Raw genomic sequence first — 18,214 nt, forward strand, 5'->3', positions numbered from 1 at the left:
GCCCTTGATCCCCGCGCGTCATCGCGCGAAGGATCGCCGGCACACAAGATCAGGAGAGTGAGCCGCCGATGCGTTTTGCCCAGCCATTGCGGATCCTGGACCTGCCGCCGGTCTGGCTTGGCCTGTTTGCGGGCCTGGGCTGGGGGCTGGCGCGTGCGGTGCCGGTGCCCTTTGGCCCCGGGCGCGTGGTGGGGATGGTGCTGATCGGGCTGGGTCTGGCGTTGATGGCGGTGGCGGTTGCGCAGATGGTGGCGCGCCACACCACCTTTATCCCGCGCCGTGACCCGGCGGCGCTGGTGACGGGCGGGGCCTTTGCCCTGTCGCGCAACCCGATCTATCTGGCCGATGCGCTGATTCTGGCGGGCCTTCTGCTGTGGTGGGACGGTCTGGCGGCGATCTGGCTGGTGCCGGGTTTCATGGCGCTGATCGCGCGCCGCTTCATCGCGGGCGAAGAGGCCCGCATCCGCGCCCGTTTCGGCGCTGACTGGCAGCGCTATGCCGCCCGGACGCGCCGCTGGCTGTAGTCAACCGTTGCCGTTGTGCAACAATTTTCCCGCCTTGATGCCATTTCAAGGGTCCGACTGGACCGGCCAAAGGGTCGCAGCCGCGCCAAGGGGCTTGCGATACAGGCCCGCTTGCCGCAAAGGCACATTGGGCGGGAATTGCGCCGCAGCTGCGGTGAATTGCCGTTGTGAAATATTATTGCGCGGTGTTATGCGTTCCGGGCCATATCATGACCACCGTGGCCAACTGGCCATGAGAAGGGGGAGAGAGCGTTGAAGATCGGAGCTCCAAAGGAGATCTTTGAGGGCGAATCGCGTGTCGCGATGACGCCGGATTCGGCGGTTCAGCTGAAAAAGCTGGGCCATGAATGTTTCCTTCAGTCCGGCGCGGGATCCGCGGCCGGGTTTTCGGATGCCGCCTATGAAGCGGCCGGTGTGACCATTGTTCCCGATGCGGCGGCGCTGTTTGGCGCGGTCGACATCGTGGTCAAGGTGCGTCCCCCGGTGGAGTCAGAGGTGGGCCTGCTGAAGAAGGGCCAGACGCTGATCTCCTTCTTCTATCCCGCGCAGAACAAGGATCTGCTGGAGGCCGCGAAGGGCACCGGCGCCAGCGTGATCGCGATGGACATGGTTCCGCGGATTTCGCGCGCGCAAAAGATGGACGCGCTGTCGTCCATGGCCAATATCGCGGGCTATCGCGCGGTGATCGAGGCGGGCAACAACTTTGGCCGCTTCTTCACCGGCCAGGTCACGGCGGCGGGCAAGGTGCCCCCGGCGAAGGTTCTGGTGGTGGGCGCGGGCGTGGCGGGCTTGGCCGCGATCGGCACTTCGACCAGCCTTGGCGCAATCACCTATGCCTTCGACGTGCGCCCCGAAGTGGCCGAACAGATCGAATCGATGGGCGCGGAATTCGTCTATCTCGATTTCGAGGATCAGGTTCAGGACGGTGCCGCCACGGGTGGCTATGCCGCGCCCTCAAGCCCGGAATTCCGCGAAGCGCAGCTGAAGAAGTTCCGCGAACTGGCACCCGAGATGGACATCGTCATCACCACGGCGCTGATCCCGGGGCGCGATGCGCCGAAACTGTGGCTGGCCGATATGGTCGCCATGATGAAGCCCGGCTCGGTCGTGGTCGACCTTGCGGCGGAACGGGGCGGCAACTGCGACCTGACGGTGCCCGATCAGAAGGTGGTCAGCGACAATGGCGTTACCGTCATCGGCTATACCGACTTCCCCAGCCGGATGGCGGCGCAATCGTCAACGCTTTATTCCAACAACATCCGTCACATGATGGCGGATTTGACGCCGGGCAAGGATGGCGTGGTCGTCCACAACATGGAAGACGACGTGATCCGCGGCGCGACCGTGACCCATGAGGGCGCGATCACCTTCCCGCCGCCGCCGCCCAAGGTGCAGGCGATCGCGGCGGCCAAGCCCAAGGAAAAGGCCAAGGAACTGACGCCTGAAGAAAAGCGGGCCCAGGAACTGGCGGCCTTCCGCAAGCAGACCCGCGATCAGGTGGCACTGCTGGCGATCAGCGGCGGTCTGCTGCTGGCCGTTGGTCTGGTGGCGCCGGCCAGCTTCATGCAGCACTTCATCGTCTTTGTGCTGTCGGTCTTTGTGGGCTTCCAGGTGATCTGGAACGTCAGCCACAGCCTGCACACGCCGCTCATGGCGGTCACCAACGCGATTTCCTCGATCATCATCCTGGGCGCCTTGATGCAAATCGGGTCGGGCAGCTTCCTGGTGCTGGTGCTGGCGGCGCTGTCGGTGTTCATGGCCGGGATCAACATCTTCGGCGGTTTCATGGTGACGCGTCGCATGCTCGCCATGTTCCAGAAGTCGTAAAGGGAGGGCCGGAACATGGAATTCGGTTTCACCACCGCCGCCTATGTGGTTGCGGCTGTTCTGTTCATCCTGTCGCTGGGCGGCCTTTCGGGGCAGGAAAGCGCGAAACGTGCCGTCTGGTACGGCATCGTCGGCATGGCGCTGGCGGTTGCGGCAACGCTGGTCGGCCCCGGCGCGGGGCTTTGGTGGCTGTCGCTGCTGCTGATCCTGGGCGGCGGCATCATCGGCTGGATCGTCGCCAAGAAGGTCCAGATGACCGAAATGCCGCAGCTTGTCGCGGCGATGCACAGCCTTGTCGGTCTGGCGGCGGTTTTCGTGGGGTTTGGCACCCATGCGGAACTGGCCCGCGTCTTCGCCATGGATGAGGCCGCGCGCGGCGCGCTGACGGGCTTTGCGGGGCTTTTGGCGCATAAATCGCCGGTCGAGGTGTCGATCCTGCGGGTCGAGACCTTCCTGGGCGTGTTCATCGGCGCCGTCACCTTCACCGGCTCGGTCATCGCGTTTGGCAAGCTGGCGGGCAAGGTGACCTCGGCTGCGAAAAAGCTGCCCGGCGGGCATGCGCTGAACGCGGGTGCTGCGCTGATTTCGATCGTGCTGCTGGTGGTCTACCTGCAGTCGGGTTCGACGCTGGCGCTGATCGTGATGACGCTGGCCGCGCTGTTCATCGGCTATCACCTGATCATGGGCATCGGCGGCGCCGACATGCCGGTGGTGGTGTCGATGCTGAACAGCTATTCGGGCTGGGCGGCGGCGGCGATCGGCTTCAGCCTTGGCAACGACCTCTTGATCGTGGTCGGCGCGCTGGTCGGCAGCTCGGGTGCGATCCTGAGCTACATCATGTGCAAGGCGATGAACCGCAGCTTTGTCAGCGTGATCCTGGGCGGCTTTGGCGGCACCACGGGTCCGGCGATGGAAGTCACCGGCGAACAGATCGCGATCGACGCCGAAGGCGTGGCCGCGGCGCTGAACGATGCCGACAGCGTCATCATCGTGCCGGGCTATGGCATGGCGGTGGCACAGGCCCAGCAGTCGGTCAGCGAACTGACCCGCAAGCTGCGCGCCAAGGGCAAAGAGGTGCGTTTCGCGATCCACCCCGTCGCGGGCCGCCTGCCGGGCCACATGAACGTGCTGCTGGCCGAGGCCAAGGTTCCCTATGACATCGTTCTGGAAATGGACGAAATCAACGAGGACTTCCCCAGCACGGATGTGGTCATCGTCATCGGCTCGAACGACATCGTGAACCCGGCCGCCCAGGAAGACCCCAACAGCCCGATCGCCGGCATGCCGGTGCTGGAGGTCTGGAAGGCCAAGCAGGTGTTCGTGTCCAAGCGCGGCCAGGGCACCGGCTATTCCGGCATCGAGAACCCGTTGTTCTACAAGGACAACACCCGGATGTTCTATGGCGATGCCAAGAAGTCGGTGGACCAGCTGCTGCCGATGATCGACTGATCGCGCGCGACATGACAGCAAAGGCCCCGCCCCGGCGGGGCCTTTTTGTTGCGGGCTGTTGCACAAATGCCCGGTATCCCTGTGCATACCCTCACACGCTTGATTTCCTTTGGCCCGGCGGTGCTATTTGAAGCCGGCCCTGCCGATATCCCAATTCCCGAAGGCCCCGCCTTCGCCAAGCCTTACCGGACCCCGCGATGCGCCCGATCGACGACCACCCCCAGCGCTATGCGCTTGTCAATGAACTGCATGCCCGCCCATTTCCGCGGATTTCGGCGCCGGGCCATGTGGTCTATCTGGCGATCAAGGAACCGCTGGATGCGGCCAACCGCGACCGCGCCAAGGATCATGCCCATCTGCTGACCCTGCTGGACCGCTATGGCGCCGCCCATCCGCAGCCAGGCGCCACGCATTACACCGGCCAGATCGGGCGCCACGCGCTGAAATGGGAAAGCCATACCGAATTCACCACCTTCCTGGCCCATGCGCCGGGCGTGTCGGACCGGCCCTTCGATCCGGCCGAAGCCGCTGTCTTTCCGGCCGACTGGATCGGGGCGGCGCCGGGGCGGCGGATCGCGGCCGTCAATATCCGCATCGAAACCTTGCCCGACAACCCCGATGACATCGCCCCCGCGCTGGATGGCTGGTTCGTGCCCGAAAGCCTGGTCTGCGCCTGGGTGCTGGATGGCGCGGCGGCGATCGCGGGCGATTTCCGCATCGATCCGGCGGGGCAGATGCGCTTTGCGGTCTTCGTGCGGCCCGGCACCGGATCGGGGCGCATCGGGCGCATTGTCCAGCGCATCTGCGAACTGGAAACCTATCGCGCCATGTCGATGCTGGGGCTTGGGCGCGCGCGCGCGTTGATGGGCCGGCTGAATGCGCTGGACCCGCAGCTGTCGGCGCTGATGACGGGGATGCGCGATGAAACACGCCCCGCCGAAGCCGCGCTGGATGAGCTGCTGACGATCTCGGCGGAACTGGAAAGCCTGGCGGTGGAACATGCCTTCCGCTTCGGCGCGACCGGCGCCTATGAGGCGATCGTGAAGGAACGGGTCGAGGTGCTGCGCGAGGCGCGCTTTGAGGGGCGGCAGAAGTTTTCCGAATTCATGATGCGCCGCTATGACCCGGCGATGCGCACGGTGAAATCGGCCGAGGCGCGGCTGCGCACCATGCTGGAACGCGCCGCCCGCGCGGGTGAGCTGTTGCGCACCCGGGTCGATGTGGAACGGTCGGCGCAGAACCAGAAGCTTTTGGAAAGCATGGATCGCCGCGCCGATCTGCAGTTGCGGCTGCAGCACACGGTCGAAGGTCTGTCCGTTGTGGCGATCAGCTATTACGCGGTCAGCCTGGCGGCCTATCTGGCCTATCCGGCGGCCAAGCTGCTGGGTCTGGGCAAGGAAATGACGACCGCCGCCCTGACGCCGGTGGTGATCGCGCTGGTCTGGCTGATGGTGCGGCGCATCCGCAAGCGGATGGGGCATTAGGGGCAACGCCCGGGGGTGCAATTCGCGGCAATCCGTGCCATGCTGCGCTGCGGCAAAGGGGGTGCAGCATGACGGGCAGGATTATCGCGGTCGCACAGCAGAAGGGCGGGGCCGGCAAGACGACGCTGGCGGTGAACCTTGCGGTGGCGCTGGCGCGGGCGGGGCATTCGGTGGCGCTGCTGGACACCGATCCGCAGGGATCCTTGGGGCGGTGGTTCATGACGCGGCGCGAACGCCTGGGCGCGGCCGGGATGGAGCTGTCGACCTCATCGGCCTGGGGTGTGTCCTATGAAAGCGACAAGCTGAAAAAGCTGCATGATTTCATCATCATCGACACGCCGCCCAAGGTGGACAGCGACCTGCGCCCGGCCTTGCGCGAGGCCGATCTGGTGATTGTCCCGGTCGGCGCCAGCCATGTCGATCTGTGGGCGACCGAGGGCGTTCTGGACATGGCGCGGCGGATGGGCAAGCGGCCGCTGGTGGTGCTGAACCGCACCAAGCGCGGCACGCGGCTGGGCGATGAAATCGCTGCCGCCGCCACCGAACTTGAGGCCGATCTGGCCGAATCGCAGCTGGCGCATCGGGTGGTTTATGCCGAAACGCTGGGCCAGGGGCTTGCCGCGCCCGAGGCGGCCCGCCCGGGCCCCGCCAGCGCCGAGGTTCAGGCGCTGATGGCCGAGGTGCTGGCCGCGCTGTAGGGCGGGATCAGGGCGCCGTGGGCGGCTTGGCTGCGGGGGGCGGCGGCGCGCAGTCATAGGGCGCGCCATCGGGCATCTGGCACAGGGCGGCGCTGAAATCGGCGGGCAGGGGGGTGGTGGCGCCCAGCCGGTGTTCGCGGTCCTGCGCATCATACCAATCGCTGCAGGTGGCGCGATAGTAGCGGTCCACCCGCGCCTCTTCGGCATACCAGGCGGAAAAGGCAGCTGCGGTCGCCTGTGCCGGATCGCCCGATTGCGCGATGGCGGCGGCGAAGCTGTCGCCGATCAGGTCAAAGGCCTCATGGCCCGACAGCGCCTGCCAGGGCCCCGGGTCGCCGGCGGCACGCTTGCGCCAGGCGTAAAGCGTGGTGATCGCCTGGGCATCGGCCTCCAGCGCAAAGACCATCTGCAGCATGTCCGCGCGCGACAGGTCGATAGGCGCGGGGCACAGGCCGCGCCGATCCTGCTGCAGGTGGCGCAATTCATGCACCAGCACCACAAACAACCCGTCATCTTCCAGCCCGGCATCCAGCACGATCTCGGCGGTGTCGGGCGCGAAATAGCCAAGCGCGCCGGTGGGCCGGTCGTCCAGGCACAGGGTGACCGCGCGGTCATCCAGCGGCGCCAGCAGCGGGTCGCGCCCCGGGCTGGCCAGATCCGCAACCCGGGCCAGCGCGGCCAGCAGACGGGCCTGCGCGACCGAGGGGGACGCGGGGGGGTGTCCCGTGACAAGGCAGGCCGCGTTCGCCGCAGGCTCGGCCCATGCGGGAAGGATCGGCGCGCCCGCACCCAGGATCGCGGTTGCCATCACACCCGCCAGCCCCCACCGCCCGGCCCTTGGCCCAATGGCGGGGCGCGCGGCGGGCATCGTCAGCCGCGCCCGCGGCGCTTGACACCGCCGCGCTGGCCGGGGCGCCCGGCGGTGGACCGGCCCTTGGCCTTGACGGCGGCATCGGCGGCCTCTTCCACCGCCGATTGGCGGGCAAGGGGATCGTCGGACACGACCAGATCGACGGCCTCCAGCCGCTTGACTTCGTCGCGCAGACGGGCGGCCTCCTCGAATTCCAGGTTCTCGGCCGCCTTGCGCATCGCGGCGCGCAGACCGTCCAGATGCGCCTCAAGGTTGGCGCCGTGCATCTTGCCCACGGTGGCGGTGACGCGCGACATGTCGGTATCGCCTTGCCACAGGCCCGCCAGAACATCCTCGACATTCTTCTTGACGGTTTGCGGCGTGATGCGATGCGCCTCGTTATAGGCCACCTGCTTTTCGCGGCGGCGGTTGGTTTCGGCCAGCGCGCGTTCCATGCTGCCGGTGATGCGGTCGGCATACATGATCACCCGGCCTTCGGCGTTGCGCGCGGCCCGCCCGATCGTCTGGATCAGCGAGGTTTCGGATCGCAGGAAGCCTTCCTTGTCGGCATCCAAAATCGCCACCAGCCCACATTCGGGAATATCCAGGCCCTCGCGCAGCAGGTTGATGCCGACCAGAACGTCAAACGCCCCCAGCCGCAAATCGCGCAGGATTTCAATCCGTTCGATCGTGTCGATGTCGGAATGCATATAGCGCACGCGGATGCCCTGTTCGTGCAGATATTCGGTCAGATCCTCGGCCATGCGCTTGGTCAGGGTGGTGACCAGCGTGCGCAGGCCGCGCGCGGCGACCTTGCGGATTTCGTCCAGCAGATCATCCACCTGGGTTTCCACGGGGCGGATTTCCACCTCGGGGTCCAGCAGGCCGGTGGGACGGATCACCTGTTCGGTAAAGACCCCCTGCGCCTGTTCCAGTTCCCAGGCCGCAGGCGTGGCCGAGACAAAGACCGATTGCGGGCGCATCGCATCCCATTCCTCGAACTTCAGGGGGCGGTTATCCATGCAGGACGGCAGGCGAAAGCCATGTTCGGCCAGCGTGAACTTGCGCCGGTAGTCGCCGCGATACATGCCGCCGATCTGCGGCACGGTCACATGCGATTCGTCGGCGAAGACGATGGCCGTGTCGGGGATGAATTCGAAAAGGGTGGGGGGCGGTTCACCGGGCGCGCGACCGGTCAGATAGCGGCTATAGTTTTCGATCCCGTTGCAGACGCCGGTGGCCTCCAGCATTTCCAGGTCGAAATTGGTGCGCTGTTCCAGCCGCTGCGCTTCCAGCAGTTTGCCCTCATCGGTCAGCTGTTTCAGCCGCTGGGCCAGTTCCGCCCGTATGCCCTTGGTCGCCTGTTGCAGCGTCGGGCGCGGGGTGACGTAGTGGCTGTTGGCATAAATCCGGATCTTTTCGAAACTGTCGGTTTTCTGCCCTGTCAGCGGGTCGAATTCGGTAATTGCCTCAAGCTCTTCGCCGAAGAAGCTGAAGCGCCAGGCGCGGTCTTCCAGGTGCGCGGGCCACAGATCGACCGTGTCGCCCTTGACCCGGAACGCCCCGCGCTGAAACGCCGCATCCAGCCGCTTGTATTGCTGTGCCACCAGATCGGCCAGAAACTTGCGCTGGTCGAAAAGCCCGCCCACTGCCATGTCCTGGGTCATCGCCGAATAGGTTTCGACCGAGCCGATACCGTAGATGCAGCTGACCGAGGCGACGATGATCACATCGTCGCGTTCCAACAGCGCCCGGGTGGCCGAGTGGCGCATCCGGTCGATCTGTTCGTTGATCTGGCTTTCCTTTTCAATATAGGTATCGGTGCGGGCCACATAGGCCTCGGGCTGATAGTAATCGTAATAGCTTACGAAATATTCCACCGCATTGTCGGGGAAGAAGCCCTTGAATTCGCCATATAATTGGGCGGCCAGCGTCTTGTTGGGCGCCAGGATGATCGCCGGGCGCTGGGTCGCCTCGATGACCTTGGCCATGGTGAAGGTCTTGCCGGTGCCGGTGGCGCCCAGCAGCACCTGGTTGCGTTCGCCCGCCAGCACGCCTTGCGACAGTTCCACGATCGCGGTCGGCTGATCGCCCGCGGCGGAAAATTCGGTCTTCATCACAAAGCGTTTGCCGCCTTCCAGTTTCGGGCGGGTCAGCACCTCGGGGCGGGGGACGGGGGCGTTGGTGGTGTTGTGGGGCATCGCGGACCTCTGCAAGCCCTCTAGAGTTGGCCTGTTTTGCCGCAGTTGCAAGGGGTTGGTGCAAAGGTCAAGAAAGGGTTAAGGGATGCGTCAAATTTTACGAGTTATATCATGGGATTGCGCGCAATTTTTCTTGCGTCGCGGCGCGTTTGTTCGCATCTTGTTCCGGCAAGCAGCAAAAGGCTGCCGGCGGGCGCACCACCCCACCCCTCGCTCCCCAGCCGGCCGGCAGCCACCCCTTGCCCGGTAACGGCTGCCGCGCCAAGGGCTTGCGCTTTTGGCCCGATCCACTAATAAAAGGCGACCCATTCGCAAGAGGTAAGCCATGCGCGCGCGTATCTACCAACCGGCCCGCAACGCCATGCAGTCGGGGCAGGCCAAGACCCGGATCTGGTATCTGGATTACATGCCCGCCGACGCGCGCGAAATTGACCCCCTGATGGGTTGGACCAGTTCGGGCGACACCCAATCGCAGGTGCGGCTGAAATTCGACAGCCGTGAGGCCGCCGAGGCCTATGCCCGCGATCATGGCCTGGATTACGTCGTGACCGAACCGCACAAGCGGGCCGCCAACGTTCGCCCGCGCGGCTATGGCGAGAATTTCGCGACCGACCGCCGCAGCGCCTGGACGCACTGATCGGCACAATGTGCTTTCGCCTGCGGGCAAGGGCCTGGCCCGCATCGGCTTGGCCCCTGCCGGCTCAGGCGCCTCAGGGCAGGACCGCCAGCCACAGCCAGATCGTCAGGATCGACCCCGCGGTCGCCAGCAGCACACTTGATGCCGCGACCCGTTTCGCCGTGCCATACATGTTGGCGAACAGATAGGCGTTGATCCCGGGCGCCATTGCCGCCGTCAGCACCGCCGACCGCAGCAGCCCCGTATTCAGGTCAAAGGCCCAGCGGCCAAGCCCATAGGTGATCGCCGGATGCAGCAGCAGCGACAGCCCGCTGACCATGGCGATCGCCTTCATATCGCCTTCGGGCCGATAGCGATACAGCACGCCCCCCAGCCCGAACAGCGCCGCGGGCAGGGCGGCATTGGCCATCATCGTCATCGCCGCCCAAAGCGGCTCGGGCAGGTCCTGACCGCTGAGCGCCATATAGGCCTGCAGCGCGAAACCCGCGAGGATGCCGATCACCAGCGGCGTGCGCAACACGCCCAAAAGCGCGTTCAGCCCGACGCGCCCCAGCCCCGCCCCGGTGCCGCGCGACCGCACGGCCTCCATCGCGACGATGCCGATCGTGTAAAGCAGCGGCGAATGCAACGAGATGATTGCGAAATTGCCCGCCAGCGCCTCGGTCCCATAGGCGCGTTCGGTGATCGGCACGCCCAGCAGAAGGGAATTCGAGAACAGGCAGGCAAAGCCGATCGCCACCGCATCGGGCCCCGACCGGCCAAACAGAAGCCGCGCCCCCGCGATCCCCAGCGCAAAGGCGCAGAGCGCGCCGGTGTAGAAGCTGATCATCAGCCCCGCGTCATAGCTCGCCCCCAGATCCAGCCGCGCGATCGACCGCGCCAGCAGCACCGGCACCGCAAAGTTCTGCGCAAAGCGCATCAGCCCATCCACCGCCCCATCCGCGAACAGCCCGCGCCAGGTCACCAGATAGCCAAAGCCGATCACCAGAAAGACCGGCAGGATGACGTCGATCAGCGCGCCCATGGGCGGGCCGGGATGCAGGTGGGCAGGGTCATGGCGCGGGCAGGTCCAGCACCATGCCGTCATGCGCGGGGCGGATATGGTCGGGCGTTTCGGCCATCACCTCATCATGGTCCAGATCGACATGCATGTTGGTCAGCACCGCCGTGGCGGGCCGGGCGCGCGCGATCCATTCCAGCGCCAGCGCCAGATGGGCATGCGTCGGATGCGGCGTGCGGCGCAGCGCGTCCAGCACCCAGCACTCCAGCCCCCCCAGATGGTCCCAGGCAGGGTCGGGGATGGCCGACACATCGGGCAGATAGGCCAGCCCGCCAATACGAAAGCCAAGCGCATCGATATTGCCATGTTCCACGCGGAAGGGCTGAAACGGGATCGGCCCGCCCGCGCCCTCGATCTGGAAGGGGCCGTGGATGGCGCGCAGCTCACAGATCGGGGGATAGTTGCTGTCAGGCGGCTGCACGAAGGCATAGCCAAAGCGGTTCAGCAGCGCCTCTTGCGTGTCGCTGTCGGCCCAGACCGGCAGGCGGCGGCGCATGTTGAAGGTGATCTGGCGCAGGTCGTCCAGGCCGTGCATGTGATCGGCATGGCTGTGGGTATAGACCACCGCATCCAGGGTGCCGACCTCGGCGCGCAGCAGCTGTTCGCGCATGTCGGGCGAGGTGTCGATCAACACGCGGGTCACGCCCTCGGGGCCGATCCGTTCGACCAGCATGGAACAGCGGGTGCGGCGGTTCTTGGGGTTGGCGGGATCGCAGGCCCCCCAATGGCCGCCGATGCGCGGCACCCCGCCCGATGACCCACAGCCCAGGATCGTGAAACGCAACCGGCTCATGCCTGCACCTTTACCGCGGCCTTGCTGAACAGACGGTCGAAATTCGCCGAGGTCGCGGCGGCGAAATCGGCATAGCTGAGGCCAAAGATCTCGGCCCCCTTGCGCGCGGTATGGACGGTATAGGCCGGTTCGTTGCGCTTGCCGCGGAAGGGCGGCGGGGCCAGATAGGGCGCGTCGGTTTCCACCAGAACCCGGTCCAGCGGCGCAGCGGCAAAGATGTCGCGGATATCCTGGCTTTTGGGGAAGGCCGCGATGCCCGACATCGACAGATAGAACCCAAGGTCAAGGGCGGCGCGCGCCAGCGCGGGGCTGGAGGAAAAGCAGTGCATCACGCAGCTGTAGGGCCGGGCGCGAAAGCCTTCGCGCAGGATCGCGGCCATGTCGTCATCGGCGGCGCGGGCGTGGATGATCAGCGGCAGCCCGGTTTCCTGTGCCGCCTGAATGTGGATGCGCAGGGATGTCTTCTGCACCTCGGCGCTGTCGGCGGTGTAGTGATAATCCAGCCCGGTTTCGCCGATGCCCACGAATTTCGGATGCGCGGCCAGCGCCACCAGCTGATCCACGCTGACCAGCGGTTCTTCGGCCGCGCTCATCGGGTGGGTGCCGGCGGCGTAGAAGACGCCCTCGAACCGTTCGGCGATGGCGCGGACCTGGGGTTCCTGGCGCAGCCGGGTGCAGATGGTAACCATCCGCGTCACGCCAGCCGCGCGGGCGCGATCGACCACGCCGGCCAGATCCTCGGCGAAATCGGGAAAGTCGAGGTGGCAGTGGCTGTCGACGATTTCGGGCGCTGCGGTCATCTGCCTGTCCTCATGACTTGGGCGGGTCAGCCGGATGCCGCCGCCGTGATTTCCAGCACCATATCCATGACCAGCGCGGCAGGGTCAAGGTTGACCGCCCGCCCGTGGCGCGCCCGCGCGCCCAGCGATTGGTGCAGCGCCGCCCATTTCAGCGCCGCCGCCGGATCGGGGGACAGGCGGGCCATCACCGCGGCCTCGCCGGGGGCGGCCTCGGGGGTAGGGGGGCCGGCAACGCCGGTCCGGGCCAGCCGCGCCAGGAACAGGTCCGACAGGCCCAGCATCAGGTCAAAGCGCGCCTCATTGGCCTTGCCCGCCACGCTTTCGGCCAGCGACAGCGCCGCGATCCGGTCCATCTGTGGCAGGCGGGCGTATAGCGCCACCAGCGCGGCATAGCTGCGCAGCCCGTCCAGGTTCGTCAGCCGGATCGCCTCGCCGACCGATCCGCCCGACAGTGCGGCCAGCGCCGCCGGATCCTCGGCCGCAGCCCCCGCCTGGGCCAGCGCCGCGGCCATGTCCTGCGGGCCCAGCGTTGCCAGCCGCAATTCGCGGCAGCGCGACCGGATCGTGGGCAACAGCCGCGCCGGCTGATGCGCGATCAGCAGGAAGGTGACACCGCCGGGCGGTTCTTCCAGCAGCTTCAGCAGCGCATTGGCGGCCTGGATGTTCATCTCATCCGCGGCATCGACGATCACCACGCGCCGTCCACCCTCGGCCGAGGACAGGTGCAGAAAGCTTTTCAGCTTGCGCACCTCATCAATGCGGATATCGGCTGATAGCGCGGTTTCCTTGTCGTTCGGCCCGCGTTTGAGCAAAAAGACCCCCGGTTCCGACCCGGCATGGATGCGGCGTACGACCGGATGGTCGGGGTCGGTGTCCAGGCTGTGCGGCGCGGGGGGTGCGCCGAACAGCCCCGCCGAACCGGGCGTGGGCCGGGTCAGCAAAAATCGCGCGATGCGCCAGGCCAGCGTGGCCTTGCCCACGCCGCGCGGGCCGGTCAGCATCCAGCCGTGGTGCAGCCGCCCGGTGTTGAAGGCCTCCAGAAAATCCGCCTCGGCGCGGGTCTGCCCGATCAGGCGCGCGGTGTCGCGCGGATGGGGGGCGCCTTCGACCTGGGTCGGATCGGGCAGGTCCGCCGCGCTCATGCCACGGCCCGGGCGATGGCAGAGATCTCGGCGGCAACGGCCTCGGGCGGGCGGGATCCGTCGATCACCCGAAAGCGGGGCGCGAATTCGCGGGCCAGGTCCAGAAAGCCCGCGCGCATCCGTTCCTGCATCGGCAGGCCGAAATCCTCAAAGCGTTCTTCATGCCCGTTGCGCGCGCGGGCCCGCGCCAGACCCACCGCGGGGTCGATGTCGATCAAAAAGGTCAGGTCGGGGTCGCGCCCGATCATCATGTCATGCAGCCGATCGACGGTGGCGCGCAGATCGCCCCGCGTCAGGCCCTGATACATGCGCGTGCTGTCGGCAAAGCGGTCGCAGATGACGATCTGCCCCGCCGCCAGCGCGGGCGCGATGGTCCGTTCCAGATGGTCGCGCCGGGCGGCGGTGAACAGCAGCAATTCGGTTTCCGCCGACCAGCGATCCGGGTCGCCTTCCAGGACCAGCCGGCGGATTTCCTCGGCCCCGGGGCTGCCGCCCGGTTCACGCGTCAGCACCACGGCCCGCCCCGCATCGCGCAGCGCCTGGGCCAGCAGGCGCGCTTGGGTGGATTTGCCCGATCCGTCGATCCCCTCGAAGGTGATGAACATCGCCGCTCAGCTGCCAGCCGCGTCCAGCGCCCTTGCGCCAAGACGTTCGAACGCGGCCTTGACGCGCACCATGAAACCGCCCTTGGCCACATCGGTTTGCGCCACAAGCGGCACCCGGCGCGGCGCATCCAGCCCCGGCACGGTGATCACCAGTTCGCCCAAGGCCTGGCCCGCGGCCACGGGGGCCTCGATCGGGCCGTTGAAGATCGCCTCGGCGGTCATCGTATCCTGCGCCAGCGCGGGCACCAGCATGGTCACATCCTCGGCCGGGACCAGACCGACCGATTGCGCCTCACCCAGCCAGACCGGCGCTTCGGCCAGCCGCTTGCCCTTTTGCACCACGGTTTTCATCACGAACTGGCGGAAGGCCCAGTTCACGATGCCTTCGGATTCGCCGCGCCGCTGTTCCTCGGTCTCAAGGCCGGTGATGACAAAGACCACCCGCCGGTCGCCCTGCACGGCCGACCCCGCCAGCCCATAGCCCGCCTCAGAGGTGTGGCCGGTTTTCAGCCCGTCCGCCTGCCAGTCGGTGCCGCGCATCGCCAGCAGCGGGTTGCGGTTGTTGGCATTGGCCGGGGCACGATCCTTGTAGTTGAAGTTCGTTTCGGCGAAAATCGGATAGAATTCAGGGAATTCGGTGATCAGCCGCACCGACAGGATGCCCAGATCCTCCATCGACATGCGATGGCCCGGATGCGGCCAGCCCGAGGCATTGGCGAAGATCGAATTTTCCATGCCAAGCGCCCGGGCGCGTTCGATCATCAGCTTGGCAAAGGCGTCCTCGGACCCGGCCAGCCCCTCGGCCACGACGACGCAGGCGTCATTGCCCGAATTCACCACGATGCCGTGGATCAGCTCGCGCACGGTGGGGCGGTCAAGCTCGTTCAGGAACATGGTCGATCCGCCCATTTCCTTGGCGCGGGTGGAAACCGAGAAGGTCGTGTCCATCGTGACGCGCCCATCGCGCAGCGCCTCGAACAGCATGTTCAGCGTCATCAGCTTGGACATCGAGGCCGGCGGCAGCGCCACATCGGCGTTCTTTTCCAGAAGCACCGTCTGCGTGGTCACATCATAGACCCAGGCCGCGCTGGCCTGGGTGTCGAAGGCGCGGGCGGGCAGGGCGGCCAGCAGCGACAGCGCCGTGGCGGCGGCAAGGCGGGCCAGCAGGCGGGGGGCGGGGCGGAAAAGGGTCATCAGGCGGTCCGATCAGTTCGAAATGGCATAGGCATCGGCATAGCCGAGCCCCTTGATCTTGGTCAGCATCGCGTTGCGCTCGGCGACGGTGGCGGCGGGGCCCGCGACCACGCGCCAGAAGGTCTTGCCCTGGCTTTCCTCCTTGCGGATCGCGGCCGTAAGGCCCGCGTCGGTCATCTGCGTGGCGGCGCGTTTGGCATTGGCCTCGACGCTGAAGATGCCGATCTGGGCATAGGCCTTGAACCCGGCTTCCGGCGCTGGGGCGGGCGTCGGTGTGGCGGGCGCGGCCTCGGCCTTGGCGATGGCCTGGCTTGCGGAATTGGCAATCTCGGCGATCGGGCGCGCCTCGATGACCTCGCCGCTGATCGCCGATCCTTCAGCGATCACGGGGCCCTCGACCAGCGGTTCGGGGGCGGCGACCACCTCACGGCGCAGCGCCACCACCGACAGTTTCGTCGGCGCGCCCGCCAGCATGCCCAGTTCCGCCGCCGCATCCGACGAGACCTGAAGCCTTGGCCCGGGCTGTTCGCGTTCACGCCGGAACAGCGCCCCCACGACCGATTTGCCGTTGGTTGTGTTGCGGATCAGCACCCGTTCGGGGTCTTTTACATCGGGATGCGCCACCCAGACCCCGCCCAACGAGGGCCGGCCATCCCAAAGCCCGTCGCCTTCCGCGGCAAAGACCTTGGGCGCCTCGACATCGCGTTCGATGCCGGCAGGCGCGCTGGCCCCGGCGCCTTCGGGTGCGACCGCGTCGCCGCCAAGGCCCGCGAAGGGCAGGGTTCCCGCCTCGCATCCCGCCAGCACCGCCCCGGCCGCCAGCACCAGTGCAAACCGTCTAATTTCCTGCCTCGACATTCTGACCCTTCCCGCACGGTTGCCCGCGCCTGTCCCTGAACCACCCGCAAGGGCACCCGCCCACGCCCCGTTGCGGCCTGCGCGGCCGGGGCCTCGTTTTGCGCAAGATTAGCCGGTCCGCCCGGCCAAGAAAAGTGCGGCACAGGCCTGCCTGCGGATTTCAGCGCGCGGCGTCTTTCAGAATCGCGTGATCTGGTCTAAGCGCTGCCCCGCAGGACTTGACGCGCCGGCCGGACAGCCAAGGCCATCAGGCGCGCCGCCCTGCACCGGAAGTGTGGCCGAGTGGTTTAAGGCTCCAGTCTTGAAAACTGGCGTGCGGGGAACCGTACCGTGGGTTCGAATCCCACCGCTTCCGCCAATATTTTCAGGCAATTCTTTGATTTAATTTGATAAATCGGCAACGCGGTTTTTCGTCCCCCCCAGAAATTCCCCCTCAATCGCTTGGATGTCCCCGGAATAAGCCGGAACATGCCAGCCCAGCGCTGGAACGGTTCGCGGATCATGCCGCCGGCTAGATCGGCCTATTTTAGACGCCTCGGGGGGGCAAGACGCGAAGTTCTGGGAAGTTACAATTCCCCCGCCTAGCGCGCGTGCGCGCGCGCGTATTGCTTCACAAACTCGCTTTTTACGGCTCGGGAAAACTCGGCCAGCCTTCGCGCGTGCGCGCGTGGAAAGCGTGCGCGCGTGGAAAGATAGCGAAACTCGGCCATCCCTCGCGCGTAGATACCTCTCCAAAAACTCGGCCCCGTGTGAAAACCTGTGTTTGCGTTTGCCGTGAAGGAAGTGCGCCGGTTCCGATTCCAGGGGGCCAGAGTTCGCACCGCCCCCCCCCAGCCCATAAGATAAATGTTGATTTCGCTCCGCCGGCCAAACCTCGCAAGAAATAATAAAACTAATTTCAATGCCTTGCGCGGCAGGCGAGTTGCCCCTCGCGATTCAACCCGCGAAGAATTCTTCGGGAGTTGAATCGCTGTCTGGTAGATCAACCAGGACGGGAAGTCGAAATCTGGCTCAATTCCTTGCGGCATCCGGACCTGGGATGCCCGGGAGATCCTCCCCGATTGATAGAGGCCAACCGGACGAAACGCCTTAAAAACAAGGCCACCTTACGGTGCTCACCCAGTTGGCTGAACTTGCCCGCGCCTGCGAATTCTTTCAAGAATACTCTGCACAGGGCGCGCTGCATAGCCGAACGGAACAGGAACCCTACGCCAGCCACAAGGCTACTCGCCCAGCCCGGTCGGCAAGATCAACATTTATCTTAGGGGCTGGCCCCCCCCCCCCCGGTAGGTTCTTCCAAGGGTCCAGATTGTGAGGGTCGGCAAGGCCCGATGTGCTTTTAGGGCCAGAGCGCCTTAGAGGGTTGAAGGTTCACGCCCAGCGCCTGCCGCTTGCGCTTCGCCCGCTTCCGGCAGGCTTCCCGGCAATAAACTGCATCCGCGCGCCGGGTCATTGGCACATGCCCGCCGCACTCGGGACAGGTCCAGCCATCGCGGATTAGCTTCCACAGCACGGCCTTGGCGCGGGCCAGCCGGTGCCGCCTGTTGACCTGGGCTAGAAAGCCACTTGTCGGCCAGACTTCGGCCTGCACAATCGGCCTGCTGTCGGGGGTTTCGTCGTAAGAGATGCCGAAGGGGTCCGGGGGCAGGCATGCCTTGATTTCCTTGTTTCTATTTCAAGGGCCAGAGCCAGGTTAAGTCATTGGCGGGAAAGCCTATGAGGTTTCCAACCTATCTCGGCCCGAAAATCCCGAAAGCCCCGCCTTTGCGGTCCCGTGATGGCACGTTCGGTTGTTCTGTGACTATCAGGGGCTTGCACTTCGCCCATCCGCATACAGAATCGGCGTGGAAGAACCCGTGACTGATCGCGCGGCTGCTATCGTTTAGGCTTTGGCCACAGTTTAGTCGCATCGCGGTGCTGCGCTGTAGCGCCCCGCACGGCATTTGGCGTAGATAGGACTGGCCTAGCCGTTTCGGTTCGTTCAGAGAGCCGCTTGGCCAGAATGTGGATGATCAGGGCTCTGTTGCACAAATCAGCTGATGGCCGAGGTTTCCCTTTCCGTGGACAGACTCATCCCACAGCTTCAGTGACG

Annotated in this window: 15 protein-coding genes and 1 tRNA gene; 7 read left to right on the forward strand and 9 right to left on the reverse strand. The window is 66.0% G+C overall.

Going from position 1 to position 18,214, the window contains the following annotated elements; genetic code table 11:
* Window positions 1–68: 68 nt before the first annotated feature.
* From MXB90_RS05070 to parA, 5 genes are all read left to right on the forward strand, one after another.
* Complete coding sequence (locus MXB90_RS05070; RefSeq protein ID WP_250041887.1) at window positions 69–524, forward strand: methyltransferase family protein; 456 nt, start codon at window positions 69–71, stop codon at window positions 522–524.
* Between the two features lie 252 nt (window positions 525–776).
* Entirely contained in the window at window positions 777–2,351 is a 1,575-nt protein-coding gene (locus MXB90_RS05075; protein WP_250041888.1) for a Re/Si-specific NAD(P)(+) transhydrogenase subunit alpha, read from the forward strand.
* Between the two features lie 15 nt (window positions 2,352–2,366).
* A complete protein-coding gene (locus tag MXB90_RS05080; RefSeq protein WP_250041890.1) occupies window positions 2,367–3,800 on the forward strand; it encodes an NAD(P)(+) transhydrogenase (Re/Si-specific) subunit beta in 1,434 nt (477 codons plus the stop codon).
* Between the two features lie 197 nt (window positions 3,801–3,997).
* Window positions 3,998–5,284 (forward strand): DUF3422 family protein, encoded by a 1,287-nt coding sequence (locus tag MXB90_RS05085; protein ID WP_250041893.1) that lies wholly within the window; start codon window positions 3,998–4,000, stop codon window positions 5,282–5,284.
* 68 nt (window positions 5,285–5,352) lie between these two features.
* On the forward strand, window positions 5,353–5,982 hold the full coding sequence (parA, locus tag MXB90_RS05090; protein WP_250041895.1) for a ParA family partition ATPase: 630 nt from the start codon (window positions 5,353–5,355) through the stop codon (window positions 5,980–5,982).
* Between the two features lie 7 nt (window positions 5,983–5,989).
* On the opposite strand, the gene MXB90_RS05095 is transcribed toward parA, so the two are convergent.
* Together MXB90_RS05095 and uvrB are read right to left on the reverse strand one after the other, a co-directional pair.
* Window positions 5,990–6,790 carry a DUF6782 family putative metallopeptidase gene (locus tag MXB90_RS05095; RefSeq protein WP_250041897.1) on the reverse strand — a complete coding sequence of 267 codons (801 nt, stop codon included), beginning with the start codon at window positions 6,788–6,790 and terminating at the stop codon, window positions 5,990–5,992.
* Between the two features lie 62 nt (window positions 6,791–6,852).
* Window positions 6,853–9,033, reverse strand: coding sequence for an excinuclease ABC subunit UvrB (uvrB, locus tag MXB90_RS05100; RefSeq protein ID WP_250041899.1), 2,181 nt, complete (start codon window positions 9,031–9,033; stop codon window positions 6,853–6,855).
* Window positions 9,034–9,358: 325 nt separating this feature from the next.
* On the opposite strand from uvrB, the gene MXB90_RS05105 reads away from it, so the two are divergent.
* Window positions 9,359–9,670, forward strand: a complete 312-nt coding sequence (locus MXB90_RS05105; RefSeq protein ID WP_250041902.1) for an ETC complex I subunit — start codon at window positions 9,359–9,361, stop codon at window positions 9,668–9,670.
* Between the two features lie 73 nt (window positions 9,671–9,743).
* On the opposite strand, the gene MXB90_RS05110 is transcribed toward MXB90_RS05105, so the two are convergent.
* Genes MXB90_RS05110 through MXB90_RS05140 form a run of 7 tightly spaced genes read right to left on the reverse strand, consistent with a single transcriptional unit; the run spans window position 9,744 to window position 16,122 of the window.
* Window positions 9,744–10,694, reverse strand: a complete 951-nt coding sequence (locus tag MXB90_RS05110; protein ID WP_250041922.1) for an AEC family transporter — start codon at window positions 10,692–10,694, stop codon at window positions 9,744–9,746.
* Window positions 10,695–10,722: 28 nt separating this feature from the next.
* Window positions 10,723–11,523 (reverse strand): MBL fold metallo-hydrolase, encoded by an 801-nt coding sequence (locus tag MXB90_RS05115; RefSeq protein WP_250041904.1) that lies wholly within the window; start codon window positions 11,521–11,523, stop codon window positions 10,723–10,725.
* On the reverse strand, window positions 11,520–12,323 hold the full coding sequence (locus tag MXB90_RS05120) for a TatD family hydrolase (protein WP_250041906.1): 804 nt from the start codon (window positions 12,321–12,323) through the stop codon (window positions 11,520–11,522). The genes MXB90_RS05115 and MXB90_RS05120 overlap by 4 nt, the downstream gene beginning before the upstream one ends.
* 26 nt (window positions 12,324–12,349) lie before the next feature.
* A complete protein-coding gene (locus MXB90_RS05125; protein ID WP_250041907.1) occupies window positions 12,350–13,465 on the reverse strand; it encodes a DNA polymerase III subunit delta' in 1,116 nt (371 codons plus the stop codon).
* Window positions 13,462–14,070, reverse strand: a complete 609-nt coding sequence (gene tmk, locus MXB90_RS05130; protein ID WP_250041908.1) for a dTMP kinase — start codon at window positions 14,068–14,070, stop codon at window positions 13,462–13,464. Before tmk ends, MXB90_RS05125 begins: the two co-directional genes overlap by 4 nt.
* Window positions 14,071–14,076: 6 nt before the next feature.
* A complete protein-coding gene (locus MXB90_RS05135) occupies window positions 14,077–15,264 on the reverse strand; it encodes a D-alanyl-D-alanine carboxypeptidase family protein (RefSeq protein WP_250041910.1) in 1,188 nt (395 codons plus the stop codon).
* A 12-nt stretch (window positions 15,265–15,276) separates the two neighbouring features.
* Window positions 15,277–16,122 (reverse strand): SPOR domain-containing protein, encoded by an 846-nt coding sequence (locus tag MXB90_RS05140; RefSeq protein WP_250041912.1) that lies wholly within the window; start codon window positions 16,120–16,122, stop codon window positions 15,277–15,279.
* A 268-nt stretch (window positions 16,123–16,390) separates the two neighbouring features.
* Here MXB90_RS05140 and MXB90_RS05145 point away from each other — a divergent pair.
* Window positions 16,391–16,480, forward strand: a tRNA-Ser gene (locus MXB90_RS05145).
* The last annotated feature ends 1,734 nt before the right edge of the window (window positions 16,481–18,214 follow it).

This window comes from Phaeovulum molybdatiresistens, from assembly GCF_023544865.1.
In the GTDB taxonomy this organism is placed as follows: domain Bacteria; phylum Pseudomonadota; class Alphaproteobacteria; order Rhodobacterales; family Rhodobacteraceae; genus Pontitalea.

Excerpts from the sequence above, each read along its gene's own strand:
- MXB90_RS05070 (WP_250041887.1), top strand. The coding sequence starts at position 69 with ATGCGTTTTGCCCAGCCATTGCGGATCCTGGACCTGCCGCCGGTCTGG.
- MXB90_RS05080 (WP_250041890.1), top strand. The coding sequence starts at position 2,367 with ATGGAATTCGGTTTCACCACCGCCGCCTATGTGGTTGCGGCTGTTCTG.
- MXB90_RS05085 (WP_250041893.1), top strand. The coding sequence starts at position 3,998 with ATGCGCCCGATCGACGACCACCCCCAGCGCTATGCGCTTGTCAATGAA.
- parA (WP_250041895.1), top strand. The coding sequence starts at position 5,353 with ATGACGGGCAGGATTATCGCGGTCGCACAGCAGAAGGGCGGGGCCGGC.
- MXB90_RS05095 (WP_250041897.1), bottom strand. The coding sequence starts at position 6,790 with ATGGCAACCGCGATCCTGGGTGCGGGCGCGCCGATCCTTCCCGCATGG.
- uvrB (WP_250041899.1), bottom strand. The coding sequence starts at position 9,033 with ATGCCCCACAACACCACCAACGCCCCCGTCCCCCGCCCCGAGGTGCTG.
- MXB90_RS05105 (WP_250041902.1), top strand. The coding sequence starts at position 9,359 with ATGCGCGCGCGTATCTACCAACCGGCCCGCAACGCCATGCAGTCGGGG.
- MXB90_RS05110 (WP_250041922.1), bottom strand. The coding sequence starts at position 10,694 with ATGGGCGCGCTGATCGACGTCATCCTGCCGGTCTTTCTGGTGATCGGC.
- MXB90_RS05115 (WP_250041904.1), bottom strand. The coding sequence starts at position 11,523 with ATGAGCCGGTTGCGTTTCACGATCCTGGGCTGTGGGTCATCGGGCGGG.
- MXB90_RS05120 (WP_250041906.1), bottom strand. The coding sequence starts at position 12,323 with ATGACCGCAGCGCCCGAAATCGTCGACAGCCACTGCCACCTCGACTTT.
- MXB90_RS05125 (WP_250041907.1), bottom strand. The coding sequence starts at position 13,465 with ATGAGCGCGGCGGACCTGCCCGATCCGACCCAGGTCGAAGGCGCCCCC.
- tmk (WP_250041908.1), bottom strand. The coding sequence starts at position 14,070 with ATGTTCATCACCTTCGAGGGGATCGACGGATCGGGCAAATCCACCCAA.
- MXB90_RS05135 (WP_250041910.1), bottom strand. The coding sequence starts at position 15,264 with ATGACCCTTTTCCGCCCCGCCCCCCGCCTGCTGGCCCGCCTTGCCGCC.
- MXB90_RS05140 (WP_250041912.1), bottom strand. The coding sequence starts at position 16,122 with ATGTCGAGGCAGGAAATTAGACGGTTTGCACTGGTGCTGGCGGCCGGG.